Here is a 12,927-nt window from a genome sequence, read left to right as displayed (position 1 = left end):
TTCCTTGGTCGTCATCGAAAAGCGACCTGTTGGTGGTGTTTTGGTGGTGTTTTGGTGGTATTCAGTAGGTTTTAGACAGTCTCCCCCCCTCAGAGTCATCTAAAAGCCACCTATTGGTGGTGTTTCAGTGACTTTTGAGATAAACAACGAATGCAGGTTTGTTTTTACAATAGACTGGGCTTAAGGAATGCACACAAGCCTCAGGGTAGAGAGATTTAATCTTCAGATCACAGATATCGGGATTCAATGTAAGGCAGTACATCATTCAGTTCGTCACTTTTCCTTTGCAAGTTCATTTGGGAGAAATGATGGTAAACATCTGGTCGAAAACACGCTTTTGCCCCAAAATGAGTCTAGTCGAGTGTCGCAAATGAGCGAATAGAAGATCTCTGGTCTTTATATTGAGAAGCACTGCAATTGAACATTTACTATGATTCCATTGCTCAGCTTTTTGTCGCATTGGCGACGGCAACCAAAGAGGGGCTGCCGCTTACCCTTCTCTGGACTCTCCCAGCGCCCCTAAAATTATGTTTATTTTCAGGCGTGATAAAAGGGTGAAAGGGTGTCGCCTGTTAGGTTTTTTTCAATGCTGCAAGTTGCAAGAGACGACTCCATTTTTCCGATAAGCTGCAAGAGACGACCCCACTTTCACTTTCAGGTAATCTATTCGCCGCTAACTTTAAGCGCTTGCTGATAAAAGACCCACTGCTGTTCAATGATTTCACGGAAGACTTTGTCTTGTTCTATAGGATGGATATCTAAATCCTCAAGCGTTCCTTGGTACAAGGTTTCACCACCATCCACTTCTGCGCGTAAAGCCTTCGCTAACACCTGCTCGGATCCTTCAAGTTGACCTAATAACGCTAAGGCGTATGCCTTGTTGCCAATACAGATACCAGAGGCACGCTCGCGAATCGCCAATTCAAATTTTTCTAAGGCTTGATTGAGGAGTATGTTAGCACCGTCAAACTCACTTTTCTGAATCAGTGGCTTACTCTGGCATAGCAAGGTAAACCCAACTTGATTAAGAGCCATCGCAACCTGCTCTCGCAAAGCCGGCGTTTGGTCGTCACCAACGTAAGCGATTAAGTCATTGTAGGTTTGGATGGCTTGCTCGGACTGATTTAGCTGGCCTTGCGTAACACCTTTGTTGAGCATGGCCATCGCAACCGGCTCTCGCAAAGCCGGCGTTTGGTCGTCACCAACGTAAGCGATTAAGTCATTGTAGGTTTGGATGGCTTGCTCAGGCTGATTTAGCTGGCCTTGCGTAATACCTTTGTTGACCATAGCCTTCACAACCTGCTCTCGCAAAGCCGGCGTTTGGTCGTCACCAACGTAAGCGATTAAGTCATTGTAGGTTTGGATGGCTTGCTCGGACTGATTTAGCTCGCCTTGCGTAACACCTTTGTTGAGCATGGCCATCGCAACCGGCTCTCGCAAAGCCGGCGTTTGGTCGTCACCAACGTAAGCGATTAAGTCATTGTAGGTTTGGATGGCTTGCTCGGACTGATTTAGCTCGCCTTGCGTAACACCTTTGTTGAGCATGGCCATCGCAACCGGCTCTCGCAAAGCCGGCGTTTGGTCGTCACCAACGTAAGCGATTAAGTCATTGTAGGTTTGGATGGCTTGCTCGGACTGATTTAGCTCGCCTTGCGTAACACCTTTGTTGAGCATGGCCATCGCAACCGGCTCTCGCAAAGCCGGCGTTTGGTCGTCACCAACGTAAGCGATTAAGTCATTGTAGGTTTGGATGGCTTGCTCGGACTGATTTAGCTCGCCTTGCGTAACACCTTTGTTGAGCATGGCCATCGCAACCGGCTCTCGCAAAGCCGGCGTTTGGTCGTCACCAACGTAAGCGATTAAGTCATTGTAGGTTTGGATGGCTTGCTCGGACTGATTTAGCTCGCCTTGCGTAACACCTTTGTTGAGCATGGCCATCGCAACCGGCTCTCGCAAAGCCGGCGTTTGGTCGTCACCAACGTAAGCGATTAAGTCATTGTAGGTTTGGATGGCTTGCTCAGGCTGATTTAGCTGGCCTTGCGTAATACCTTTGTTGACCATAGCCTTCACAACCTGCTCTCGCAAAGCCGGCGTTTGGTCGTCACCAACGTAAGCAATTAAGTCATTGTAAGTTTGGATGGCTTGCTCAGACTGATTTAGCTGGCCTTGCCTAACGCCTTTGTTGAGCATGGCCCTCACAACCGACTCTTGCAAAGCCGGCGTTTGGTCGTCACCAACGTAAGCAATTAAGTCATTATAGGTTTGAATTTCTTGTTCGGACTGATTTAGCTGGTCTTGCGTAACACCTTTGTTGACCATAGCCTTCACAACCTGCTCTCGCAAAGCCGGCGTTTGGTCGTCACCAACGTAAGCAATTAAGTCATTATAGGTTTGAATTTCTTGCTCAGACTGATTTAGCTGGCCTTGCGTAACGCCTTTGTTGAGCATGGCCTTCACAACCGACTCTTGCAAAGCCGGCGTTTGGTCGTCACCAACGTAAGCGATTAAGTCATCGTAGGTTTGGATTGCTTGCTCAGACTGATTTTGCTTGCCTTGGGCTAGGCCTTTAGCAAATAACGCTCTGCTGGCGAAATCTTTCAAGCTTGGATCAGTATTAGATCCGATATAACCCACCACCTTTTCAAAAGCTAAAAGTGCAGATCCGTAGTTTTTGTCATTAAAATCTTCTCGTGCTTTATCAAAAATAGTTTGCACATGAATAAGCTTTCCTTGGATTTCTTGTTGCCCGTGGAGCTCGTCGAACTTAGTCGAATACTTTTTTAGCTCGTCTTTGAAATTTTGTTCTTGTGCTTCAAGAAGACACTGACTTTCTGATTTGATGTATTTCTGCGCTTCTTTTTGTGCTTCTGCAACCGCACGTTTTTTAGCCGTAAAGCCTAACAAGATAGCCGCAACTGTAATGATAGCGCCAAAAACAGTCAGAATGAGACCCCACATATTGGTATTCCAACTAACGTCGCCAATCCTACGGTCATAAGATGCCAGTTCTTTAGCTTGGTTTTCAGTCTGTGCGGTTAGCTTTTCTTTCATTTCAACAAGCTGAACTTGCAGCCTATTTAGCTCTGCCTCGACATTTTTTAAATCGCTCCTGCTTACATTCTGTAACTGTAACGTCGCTTCAAGTTTTGCGCTTTTCGCTTGCAGCTCAATAAGCTGACCAATCAGCCAAGTTTGATCTACTACTGCTTGAGATTTTACAGCGGCTTGATTAGCTGCATCAGAAGCAAAACATGTTGAAGGGCTGAGCAATCCGATAGAGAACGTCAAAAATAAAATTAGATAGCGCAAAACGAGCATCCTTGTCCGACTACTGATACATTGGAAAAAGCGTTAAACGCGCAAAATACGCTGCCTCAATATACGGTAGTTAGGTTTATTTAAGTCATTGAATTATATAGTTGGTGTGTTGACTAAAACAAGCAGTTTTTAGTCCCTAAAAAACCAATAGGTAATCATGGGGTCACACATTAACGCGGTAAGTTGGGCTTTCTTATCATCATTGTCGGGAGGCGTGTTTCCGCTACTTACCCGACCAACGTAGTTTAAAAAGTAGCATTAAAGATCTGCTTCTGGCACTGAGCCGTCCTTTCGGCTCAAACTCATTTCTGTCCATTTTCATTTAAGGAAGGCTTACTAGCCGCCCTTCAACATTTTTTTCAACCGCTCGATGTGCTGCTGCGCTACCTTTGGATCGACCGAACGCGGTTCCGGTTTTTGGGGTAGGGCTTTCGGAATTTCTCCGCTGAGGTCCTCCCCCTCCAAGACTCGGCGGACAGTGATAGAGTACGCTCGCTGGAAAAGCGGCCAGCTTTTATCGCGAGGAAGATTGGCAAGCTCGTACTTGCCTGCCTCCCGTGCGGCCACGTAAACAGCTGGATGTGTCCATTTGCAGTCAACCGATGCCGGATGGGAGTTTCTAGACGCTTCTTTGAACGCTACTTCAGGCGTGGGCAAACCGAAATCTTCTGGATCTGGCTGGCACCATTTAACGAATTGCCCAAGCGACGGCCAAAATGGGGATTCTGATCGTCGAGCCTTCCTTAGTCCCCACTGGAGCTGTTGTTCAGAACTGATACCAGCTTCTACCAATCCCCGTGCCCATGATCGTTTCGCGGCGGCAATGTCGTGCTGACCTGGAAAGCTATGCTTCCATGCAGGGAAACAAGCTTGGAGTTCAGCAAAAAGTTTGTTGATGATGCCTGCCGCCTCCTGGAGGCGGTCAGGATGTGGCTGATGTTCTTTGCGAAGGCGTTTAACAATCTCCTCATTTTGCCCAAACCTGACAGTCCGGGCATGACTATCCAAGGAAATGATTTCGGCGATGTTTCGTGTAGCCATTGTCATAACCCCTCGGCCCATGAGGTATCGGTAAGATCATCAACTAGAGAGCGAGAGCGACGGTCAGAAGTAGATGCCTGTTGTTGCTCAGCATATCGTTGTCCTCGCATCATCCATGTACGCCATGCGCCTACCAGTGCCTCCTTGGAATTAAACTGTTGGGACTGACCACTGGGGTAGCCAACAAAAATCTGACTTTCCCATTCAATATTGACGAGCGGTGTCACAGATTCCGCCCAGTTGCGCATTTCATTAGTGATGACCAAATCGCGACGCGTAAATTTTTGCGAGGGAGAGCATTCTCTACTCTCTCTAATCTGTTTTTTTGATTCTGTTTTTTTTATTTCTGTCTTTTTTATATCGCCGTTTTTACCGGCGACGGGTGAACCATTGACGGCTGATCCATCGACGGAAAACCCGTCCATGGTTGCACCATGCCCTGAATTTCCGTTCATGGTTGTTTGAGCCTCCTGGTGCACCTCGGACACCCAGTCCCATGTGCCATCAGATCGCCTCGATTTGATTCGTACTAGATAGCCTGTATTTTCCAGTTCAGCGAGCAGGCGGCGAAGCTTGTCTCGTCCAATCGAGCACTCCTGTTGCAGCTGGTATGGGCGAACCTCCCAATTGGGCGGACGTGAAATCAGTTTCACTAACAGCCCCAAGGCGTCGAGTGAGAGGCGTGTATCGCGGATGGTTCCGTTCGGAAGGACTGTGAATTCCAACCCTTGGGCCCTGCGGATGATACTCATACATTACCTCCAGCGACACGATCTGAACGCACCATCGAGCGACGATTAATCTCCTCTTCAACTAATGAATTGACACATGCTGTAGGTAGTTTTGTTGAACGAGAAAGCGCTAATAACACATAAACAAAATGAGTGCTTGAGCCACTTGCTGCGGCCACATCGATCATTTGTGAAAATGGTTCCGACAATACAATCTTGCGGAAATAAGAAGGGTGAATTTGTACGTTCATAACAAACCTCAACGAATAAAAAGTTGAGGCACTGCGATCGCGGCTGTTGATAGCGCTCCGCCCCATTCGCGCCTGAGTAACGGGGGGTTATGGCGATACGCTTTAACCGGGCAGGCCGGAACCTGCAAGGCCGCTCAGGACTTAGCCCAGAACTCGCATTGGAACTTTCACATGTGAAAGTTTTTGCTTACCAAATCAATTAATCTGCTGTTTGTTTAGGGAGGCCAGCTACCTCACCAGTTTAAAAACTTACTATTAATATGGACGTAAATATCTTGCTGGCGATTCGAATTATGTCCACTCCGAACAAACTTGCGATTACTAAGCCAGCAATTACCATTTCAATTTTTGTAATTTGCGTGTACATAACAAATCTCCTCAAAACAACGGTTGTTGGTCACCAGATTTAGGGCGGGTAACATTATGTCCAAGACGGTGATCTGCTTTTGGATGCTCCCAATTACTCTTTCCACAAGTAGGACAGCATTTACTGACAACTTTATCTCTCAATCCAGGCCCACTAAAAACTTCACTCTGGCAATGTACACATTCAGCAAAAAAAGCTTCTCCGGCACTTATTTCCGTACAGGCTTTATAAAAACCTGAAATATCAAAATCATTTTTACTTTTCAGCCATGAATATGCTTCAAGGACTGATTCTAAATGAGTTAATTTCTCACGCAATTCACAGTAGATTTGTATTGCAGATGAATAATTCACCCAATCCGACTTTGACATAATATCCTGCCCATAATTCGCTCGGCGATGTTCTTTGATGGCTAAATCTTCTCTTATTTTTCTTATTTGCTTATAAGTAAAAGATGTTTCTTCCATAACAATGGAAGTAGAAAACCCTTCTTTTACAAGATAATAGCCAACCGCCCACCGATTGAGATGATGTCGAGTTGGTAAAAATGATAATGGTTTTAAGATGTTGGATTGCATAAAGCCCCCGCTCAAAGTGTTAAACGATGAACAGGTAAAGACCCCATGCCTTCCTGATGTCCTAATCACAAATTGTGAATAGGCTATTTGAATGGGCTGAGTTAAACTCAGCTAAAATAATATGCTGTTTAAAGGCCAGCTACCTATCTAAATAATAGCAAGAAGAAGGGAGTTGTCAACAACTCCAAAACCAAAATTGGTCAATTATTTCATTCAGTTAAGTTTGTTTCGTCAGAACAAATTTCCATTACTGTAATTATCGTAACCCTAATCTTTTTTCCATTTTGTCCCAAAAGGGCAGTTTGGCGTGCCTAAATATCTGCCGCCCACCCGCAAAATTCTCCATGCGAAAACGCATTTTTATTCAAGTGGAGATACAACAAATGCAAGTTTTTAAATACACCGCCCTGTCTGTAGTTATTTCCCTATCGTCCGCCGCTGCTTATGCAGGTACAGGGACGGGAACTTCTCAAATTTCAGCAACCCCGCCAGCTTTATCTGTGGTCGAAGTTCAGCCGTACACGATGACGTTGGAACGCTTGCCGGGAGCCGCCCCAACTGGCGGGTTCTCTTTAAAAAGTTGGGCGACCTATTTGGCGCAAAATCCTGAGGACACAGTACAGCCCGGTTGCTTAAAAGTGACAGGTGATATGGATAAATCGATTGGGATTACCATAACCAACCTATCTAACCCAACAGCGCCGGGTGGAGCAACCTTAAGCTTCTCTGGAACACCAAAAATCAACCTAACTACTTCAACTGTTGACTGCGCAGATGCGATTTCCAAAACAAGTACAGGCGTCGGTATAAACGCGGCACCAGTTGCAGCAACTACTTCTGCGTCAGGTGAACTCTACATCGCGTGGTCATACCGCCAACCAGCAACAGCAAGCAGCGGATACATGCAGCTCAGCACCTGGGAGGAAGGGATCTTTTCCGGAACGGTCGATATCACCGTCGATTACCAATAATTCCAAAGTGTCAGGGCCAGCAAATCGTTGGCCCTGACCATTGCTATTCACTGAGGTCCTCATGAAGCCCTTTACTAATTCAATCATGATGGTGACGCTAGCAGTTCTTCTATCAGCACCCGCGACTGCATTTCAACTTAAAGCCCATGACGTAGAGATCAGTCGTAAGTCAACGACTGAAATCCCAGTATCAAATACCCTAAATTCGCCAATAATAGTGAAAATCACCCCACCAGATGGGGTACAAGTATTTCCCCGACGCTTCCAACTGCTGCCAGGAGAGCGGCAAGTAGTAAAAGCACGAGAGAGAGATGGGAAAGTCTTATCTCAAAATGCAAAGATGGCATTTTCCTATGCCGTACAAAGCGAAGAAAAACAAGGTGTTCACTCAAGAATCACGCTGAGACTCCCGGTTAGGGAGGTGTCCCGATGAAGAAAAAACTTTCACATGTGAAAGTTTTTGTGCCCACGGTCTTGTTGGCCGCAGCTTTCACACTCACAGCTTCACCAACTCGTGCGGATGACTACCTGATGAAGTTTGTCGTGAACGGACAAAACAAGGGGGATTACCTTGTTTCTCGTGAAGTAGATAGCACCACGGCTGAGCCAGGGCTATGGCAAGCTGCTGGTGTAAACACAACAGCATCACTTCCCTTGGAAAGGCTAAACAACATTGGTCATGCCAAAATTGTTTGGTCAGAACAAACCATCTACTTTTACCCACGTAACAACGTAGCCAAAGCCAGAAAGGTCAAACCAGATGCTACAATTGAGCCAAATGCATCTAATCTGGATGTAAAATCCTTTGACTACTTTCTCACCTATCAAAGCAAAGGTGATATTTCGGGGAGCATCACGGGAACAGGCCGCGTCGCAGATCTCGATGTTGATGTTAGAGCAGGGTTAGGAGGGCAAGAATCATATTTCTCCAGCCAGTGGCACGACGAGGAGAACAGCAACGTCACAGACATTGAAGTCGGTCGTGTTCAGCGTTACGGGCTGGATGGTTTCTCACTCACGAATGAAAGTAGCCTTGCCACTGGATTATTTTCTAATGACCAAATTGAGCTTTATTGGCCTGTTGGAACACGGGTAGATGTTTACCGTGACGGAACCTATTTACAATCTCTGGTTCTGGATAGCGAGCCGTTCTCTTACAAAATTGAGCTGAATTACAGTAATAATCAATATAAATTTTATGCAGTTTTACCTGACGGCAGAACAGACACTAAAACAATCGAGAGAGCCATTTCGGGGCGGCTTGCGCCAGTTGGAGGCCTAAACTACCAAGTAGCTGTAGGCAAATCTCCAACCACTGATGAAAGCAAGTTAATTGGACACTTGAGCTACGGGATGACCAATGAATTGTCACTTTTCGCTGGTCAGGATGAGCAGGAAAGACAGTATTTTTCCGCTTTATACTCAAGAGATGACTTTTCATTTGAGCCTGCTTGGTATGGCAGTAGTGGATACGCTCTGAGCGGTTCTTGGCAGGATGACAATCTTGCGATCTTTGGGAAATTAAGTGATTTAGACAACTATCAATTACACTCTGTTAGTGTTTCATCACGTTCTTTGTTCCAACCAACTATTCAGTATTCTTCCCGCACGCACGGCGGCTATGAAACTCAGGAAACGACGCTACGCACGTATCATAGCACGCGCCTTGAGACACTGAATACATCAATTTCTTTATCTCCATACTATTCGAGTCGTTTAGCCAATGGTGTCAGATCCAACATCTTTGGAGGGCGGATGCTTGCTAGCATGAAGGCGGCTTGGCAAGTTTTGGCGTCTTATGAGCACGAAAGTAAAGATACTAATGGTATTAGAGATATAGAACGTTTCAGTGGAGAGATATCAAAACGATTCAGCTTGGGGCGCCTCACCTACCGCTACACGGCGAGCAATTTTGGTCATGGATGGGAAGGCCAGCAACAAAGCTTGCGTGCTGATCTTTGGAACTGGAAATTTGCAACTGTGTCAGCTTCGTTCAATCATTCGTCTGGTGGGGGTAACAACATTACTTTATCAGTCAGTGGTAGCTTTGGCCGCACGGGATTCTCAAGAACTCCTCAGCGAAATCAAGCTCAGTTGGAGTTATCAACCTGTGAAGATTTAAACCTTAACAGCATCTGTGAACCATCTGAGCCAGAAGTTGAAGGCATTAAAGCAACTGTCGCTGGGCGGGAAGTAGTAACACCAGCCATCATTGGTTCACTCACCCCCTATCAAAGTTACACCATTCAGGTAGGTAGCGGCTTCAACTTGTCCCCTCGTTACAAAGCTGTTGAATCAACAAGATTGATTAGAGGCGGAGTAAATAGGTTGCGTTTACCGTTAACTGAAATTAGAGAAGTTGAAGGCCAGCTTGAACGAGATGGAATTAGAGTGGCTCTAATTGACACAGAAACGGAAGATGTTCTGGCGGAACAAACTACTGAATTTGGGGGATGGTATCTGTTTTATGCTCCATCTGGGCGCAAGGTCAAAGTTGTTGAACAACCAGAGTAAAACTAGCCAAGAACTTTCACATGTGAAAGTTTATTTGCCTACTTCATTGTCAGCCGCCAGATTGCTCACCTGCGGCTGACTCTTCAGCTTCCTTATCAATAACTTTTAAAATTTTTTCTTTTTTTTCGTTGGCTTGTAGAACAACTTCCGGTTTTTCTTGCTCGATGATTTCATCTAACGTTCTTGCCATAATGCCCTCCTTCTAACTACAAGCTATTATAAACTATAGATGTTAAATAATGAGAGAGATTATCTATGACGCCGTTGATATGGGGACTATTGGGATTGTTTGCCTTCTTCACAGTAGTCACGATAGGAAGCCTGTACCTTTACAGCAAGCAGGATAAGCATTGAGCTCTATTTAACCGAAATAACGCTCCATGTGTCCGTATTGGGCAGTTTGAGAGCCAATATATCAGAGGAACAAGTGGGAAAATAACAGCAAGTAAAGTAAGCATAAGGAAAGAAAATGACTGACAATCAACTTGCTGAAATGTTTGATAACATTCGCTCATTAAAAGCCATGACAAAAGAAGTCATGACTGTAAACGAGTGCGCCCAATACACCGGGCTTTCCGTATCATATCTCTACAAGCTAACCCATAGAAAACTGATCCCTTTTTTCAAACCAATGGGAAAACGCCTTTACTTCAAGCGCACAGAAATAGACCAATGGTTACTGAGAAACAAGCAAGGAGAGCTCTATGAGGCAAGCTAGCAGATACTCTCCTCCACCTACAGACGAGCGTGGAGCTCTTCTTTATGCTTATCGTGAATCTGAGCGCTTTGTAAAGGAGAACGAGCGAGAGCGCATCACAGCGATCAGCAGAACAACCTGGTGGCGATTGGAGAAAAGCGGACAAGTGCCACAAAGGAAAAGGATTGGCGGTAGTACCGTATGGCTCTTATCAGATCTTCTTGCTTGGATGCAGAAGTAACGGAATAAAGGCAAGTCTTGCTGTATGATTGTGCCTGAATGGTGCTCTAAGCTGGTATTGTTTCGCTTTTGCCAAATGGTGAGTGAACTGGTAAGTGTGAACATTGAATCACGGCAAAAAATCAACCTAAGCAATTGATTTCTAATAGAACATACTTTCTACTCCACGAGCAGATCCAGAATATTGAATAAAGCTCACTAGCTTCAACAAAATTGCCACCCTCGAGTGGCACTTGTCTTTTACTCTTCTTTATTTTCGAGTGCTTCTTCTCGGCGTAGATAAGCACCGGCTTCATCACTACTTGCACGCAGTTGGTGGTTTTGATCCACCGCTCTCGTTTGCTGATTGAGTTGGTACACTTGTGAGGCATTGCCTAAATCACGCTCGCTGGTAATTGCGGCGATGGATTCTCGGTCTTTTAAGAAGCTAATCACATCTTTACGGATGTCGCTTAGCTGTGCATCGTCTTTATGCATTTCTAAAATATGTCTTGGGTGCTCTAGGTTTTTCATGCCCGTGGCAGCGAAGGTCGTTGATACTATTCTCGACACCACTACCCAAGGGGTAATACTGCTGCGTACAAGCGTATTTTCAGAGCGCGTGGAATCGTGAATGCCAGTACCTGTTGATATTTTAGACTCAGTAAATGTCCCTTCACACTTAAAATAAACCAGCAGAGATTCAAACTGCATCTCGGCATAGAATACGTGTGCAGCATTGGTTAGCATTGACGCAAACGATTTAATCAATAAGCCACTTAGCAGTAAATGCACGGCTACCATCACAACAGCGCTGAACGATGCGATGTTTTCTTCGCTGAAGGCACTAGAAAAATTACTGATATTGGCGCTCGTTACATAGTGGTAAATATCTACTACGGCATAAGCAAAAAAGACGCTTAATCCAAGGGTCACCAGCAGCAATAAGTTACCACCAAGTAAAGATAAAAACCTAAAGCGTTCAAATGATTTACCTAAATCTAGGGGTAGAACTTTAGGTTGTACTTCTTGGATCATTTCGCCTTTAAAGCCACCTTTACCATCAACTTGTTCTTGTAAGCTGGGATCTAGCTCACGATAAACCCGGTTTGGTACTTCTTTATAACGGCGATTAGCCATCACCAAGTTGTCGAGGTTAATAAATATCTCGTTTGGATGTACTGATTCTTGCCAGTTTTCTCTTAACTCAGACACTTCAACCACTGGGTTTACTTTGTCTAAACGCGCTTTAAGCATAACAGCAATAATCGCGCTACAGCCAAGTGCAAGCAGGATAACGCCCGTGAGATAAGCCCAAGTATGAAGACTAGGCAAAGGCGCAAAAAAGAGCTCAATATCGGCTTTGCTTAACTTTCCTTCATCCATGATGTAAGACAAAGTTAAACCAATCAGGATTGGTAGCACAAAAGAGAGCGAAATCACTTTAGTGAGGGTCGCACTCCCCAAAGATTCAATGGCATGTTCCGCTTTGCGTGAAATCGGTTTAGCCGCGCTATACCAACATGACAAAATATATATCATCAGTAAGGTGCTATAGATTGGGAAAGTCAGCTCCCCAGCATCACCGGCAAAGCCAGAAAGCGATACAAACGCCACCACACCATAAAGCACAAGTGCGGTTAATGTACTCACCCATGCACCAAATAAGCGTTGGCTCATATTTCTGATAGGGTAAGGGAGAAAGAGTAATTTAGGTGCAATGCTGTGAAGTAAACGCGATAAGAACCCTTTCGGCTCTACAAACGTGCTGTTCTTTCGGCCAATCAACATTTCTTCTAGTGTTTTAGCACGGTAAGCCACATCAGCCTTTTCTTGCTGGGCGGTTGAAGTTTCTGATTTACTGAAGTTATAAGCTAAAGAGGTAGGATGGTTACGACCCACAAAAAAACGCAGCGTTGCATATATTCCTTTTGCAAGAGAGGTGCTCCCAAGACCTAAAATCAACATGCCAAATAGCATGATGATCCAACCCATACCCGCATCGCTCTTAACGGAGCTGGCGGCAATCACCAGTAATGCAATTCCAGCAATAGTTTGTATTGCACCACGAATAGCAGTGATTTTACCTTCCGTTTTAAATGGGTTTTTAAGCCCTAAATCAATAGAGCCATAATCAAAAGCCACTAGCAGCCTCCTTGTATAAACAGTCCAATGTCGGTGGCTAGGAGGTCGTCTAGTTTACGCAGCGTCCAGCCACACCTTTCAATTTCTGCAATACT

Annotated in this window: 12 protein-coding genes; 5 read left to right on the top strand and 7 right to left on the bottom strand. The window is 45.2% G+C overall.

Annotation, left to right across the window (positions count from 1 at the left end):
* Positions 1-663 precede the first annotated feature (663 nt).
* The 5 genes from PPIS_RS18245 to PPIS_RS18225 form a co-directional block, all read right to left on the bottom strand.
* On the bottom strand, positions 664-3,309 hold the full coding sequence (locus tag PPIS_RS18245; RefSeq protein ID WP_096040891.1) for a tetratricopeptide repeat protein: 2,646 nt from the start codon (positions 3,307-3,309) through the stop codon (positions 664-666).
* 345 nt (positions 3,310-3,654) lie between these two features.
* Entirely contained in the window at positions 3,655-4,359 is a 705-nt protein-coding gene (locus PPIS_RS18240) for a replication protein P (protein WP_248694105.1), read from the bottom strand.
* Positions 4,360-4,361: 2 nt separating this feature from the next.
* On the bottom strand, positions 4,362-5,111 hold the full coding sequence (locus tag PPIS_RS18235) for a helix-turn-helix domain-containing protein (protein ID WP_010368468.1): 750 nt from the start codon (positions 5,109-5,111) through the stop codon (positions 4,362-4,364).
* On the bottom strand, positions 5,108-5,341 hold the full coding sequence (locus PPIS_RS18230) for a hypothetical protein (RefSeq protein ID WP_010368471.1): 234 nt from the start codon (positions 5,339-5,341) through the stop codon (positions 5,108-5,110). The genes PPIS_RS18235 and PPIS_RS18230 overlap by 4 nt, the downstream gene beginning before the upstream one ends.
* A gap of 378 nt (positions 5,342-5,719) precedes the next feature.
* Complete coding sequence (locus PPIS_RS18225) at positions 5,720-6,286, bottom strand: hypothetical protein (protein ID WP_010368473.1); 567 nt, start codon at positions 6,284-6,286, stop codon at positions 5,720-5,722.
* Between the two features lie 344 nt (positions 6,287-6,630).
* Here PPIS_RS18225 and PPIS_RS18220 point away from each other — a divergent pair, with 344 nt between their 5' ends.
* From PPIS_RS18220 to PPIS_RS18210, 3 genes are all read left to right on the top strand, one after another.
* Positions 6,631-7,257, top strand: coding sequence for a hypothetical protein (locus tag PPIS_RS18220; RefSeq protein ID WP_248694106.1), 627 nt, complete (start codon positions 6,631-6,633; stop codon positions 7,255-7,257).
* 61 nt (positions 7,258-7,318) lie between these two features.
* Entirely contained in the window at positions 7,319-7,690 is a 372-nt protein-coding gene (locus PPIS_RS18215; RefSeq protein ID WP_010368477.1) for a hypothetical protein, read from the top strand.
* Complete coding sequence (locus PPIS_RS18210) at positions 7,687-9,771, top strand: hypothetical protein (protein ID WP_010368478.1); 2,085 nt, start codon at positions 7,687-7,689, stop codon at positions 9,769-9,771. The genes PPIS_RS18215 and PPIS_RS18210 overlap by 4 nt, the downstream gene beginning before the upstream one ends.
* A 49-nt stretch (positions 9,772-9,820) precedes the next feature.
* On the opposite strand, the gene PPIS_RS25180 is transcribed toward PPIS_RS18210, so the two are convergent.
* Complete coding sequence (locus tag PPIS_RS25180) at positions 9,821-9,961, bottom strand: hypothetical protein (RefSeq protein WP_019647250.1); 141 nt, start codon at positions 9,959-9,961, stop codon at positions 9,821-9,823.
* Positions 9,962-10,240: 279 nt separating this feature from the next.
* On the opposite strand from PPIS_RS25180, the gene PPIS_RS18205 reads away from it, so the two are divergent.
* Both PPIS_RS18205 and PPIS_RS18200 read left to right on the top strand, forming a co-directional pair.
* Positions 10,241-10,489 carry a helix-turn-helix transcriptional regulator gene (locus PPIS_RS18205; protein ID WP_010368479.1) on the top strand — a complete coding sequence of 83 codons (249 nt, stop codon included), beginning with the start codon at positions 10,241-10,243 and terminating at the stop codon, positions 10,487-10,489.
* On the top strand, positions 10,476-10,709 hold the full coding sequence (locus PPIS_RS18200) for a helix-turn-helix transcriptional regulator (protein ID WP_010368480.1): 234 nt from the start codon (positions 10,476-10,478) through the stop codon (positions 10,707-10,709). Before PPIS_RS18205 ends, PPIS_RS18200 begins: the two co-directional genes overlap by 14 nt.
* 239 nt (positions 10,710-10,948) lie before the next feature.
* On the opposite strand, the gene PPIS_RS18195 is transcribed toward PPIS_RS18200, so the two are convergent.
* The gene (locus tag PPIS_RS18195; RefSeq protein ID WP_010368481.1) at positions 10,949-12,832 is read right to left on the bottom strand and encodes a hypothetical protein; all 1,884 of its coding nucleotides are present in this window, start codon (positions 12,830-12,832) and stop codon (positions 10,949-10,951) included.
* Positions 12,833-12,927: the final 95 nt, after the last annotated feature.

It is taken from the genome of Pseudoalteromonas piscicida (assembly GCF_000238315.3).
GTDB classification, from domain to species: domain Bacteria; phylum Pseudomonadota; class Gammaproteobacteria; order Enterobacterales; family Alteromonadaceae; genus Pseudoalteromonas; species Pseudoalteromonas piscicida.
This window is presented reverse-complemented; position numbering and strand designations above follow the sequence as displayed.

Excerpts from the sequence above, each read along its gene's own strand:
- PPIS_RS18240 (WP_248694105.1), bottom strand. The coding sequence starts at position 4,359 with ATGGCTACACGAAACATCGCCGAAATCATTTCCTTGGATAGTCATGCC.
- PPIS_RS18235 (WP_010368468.1), bottom strand. The coding sequence starts at position 5,111 with ATGAGTATCATCCGCAGGGCCCAAGGGTTGGAATTCACAGTCCTTCCG.
- PPIS_RS18230 (WP_010368471.1), bottom strand. The coding sequence starts at position 5,341 with ATGAACGTACAAATTCACCCTTCTTATTTCCGCAAGATTGTATTGTCG.
- PPIS_RS18225 (WP_010368473.1), bottom strand. The coding sequence starts at position 6,286 with ATGCAATCCAACATCTTAAAACCATTATCATTTTTACCAACTCGACAT.
- PPIS_RS18220 (WP_248694106.1), top strand. The coding sequence starts at position 6,631 with ATGCGAAAACGCATTTTTATTCAAGTGGAGATACAACAAATGCAAGTT.
- PPIS_RS18215 (WP_010368477.1), top strand. The coding sequence starts at position 7,319 with ATGAAGCCCTTTACTAATTCAATCATGATGGTGACGCTAGCAGTTCTT.
- PPIS_RS18210 (WP_010368478.1), top strand. The coding sequence starts at position 7,687 with ATGAAGAAAAAACTTTCACATGTGAAAGTTTTTGTGCCCACGGTCTTG.
- PPIS_RS25180 (WP_019647250.1), bottom strand. The coding sequence starts at position 9,961 with ATGGCAAGAACGTTAGATGAAATCATCGAGCAAGAAAAACCGGAAGTT.
- PPIS_RS18205 (WP_010368479.1), top strand. The coding sequence starts at position 10,241 with ATGACTGACAATCAACTTGCTGAAATGTTTGATAACATTCGCTCATTA.
- PPIS_RS18200 (WP_010368480.1), top strand. The coding sequence starts at position 10,476 with ATGAGGCAAGCTAGCAGATACTCTCCTCCACCTACAGACGAGCGTGGA.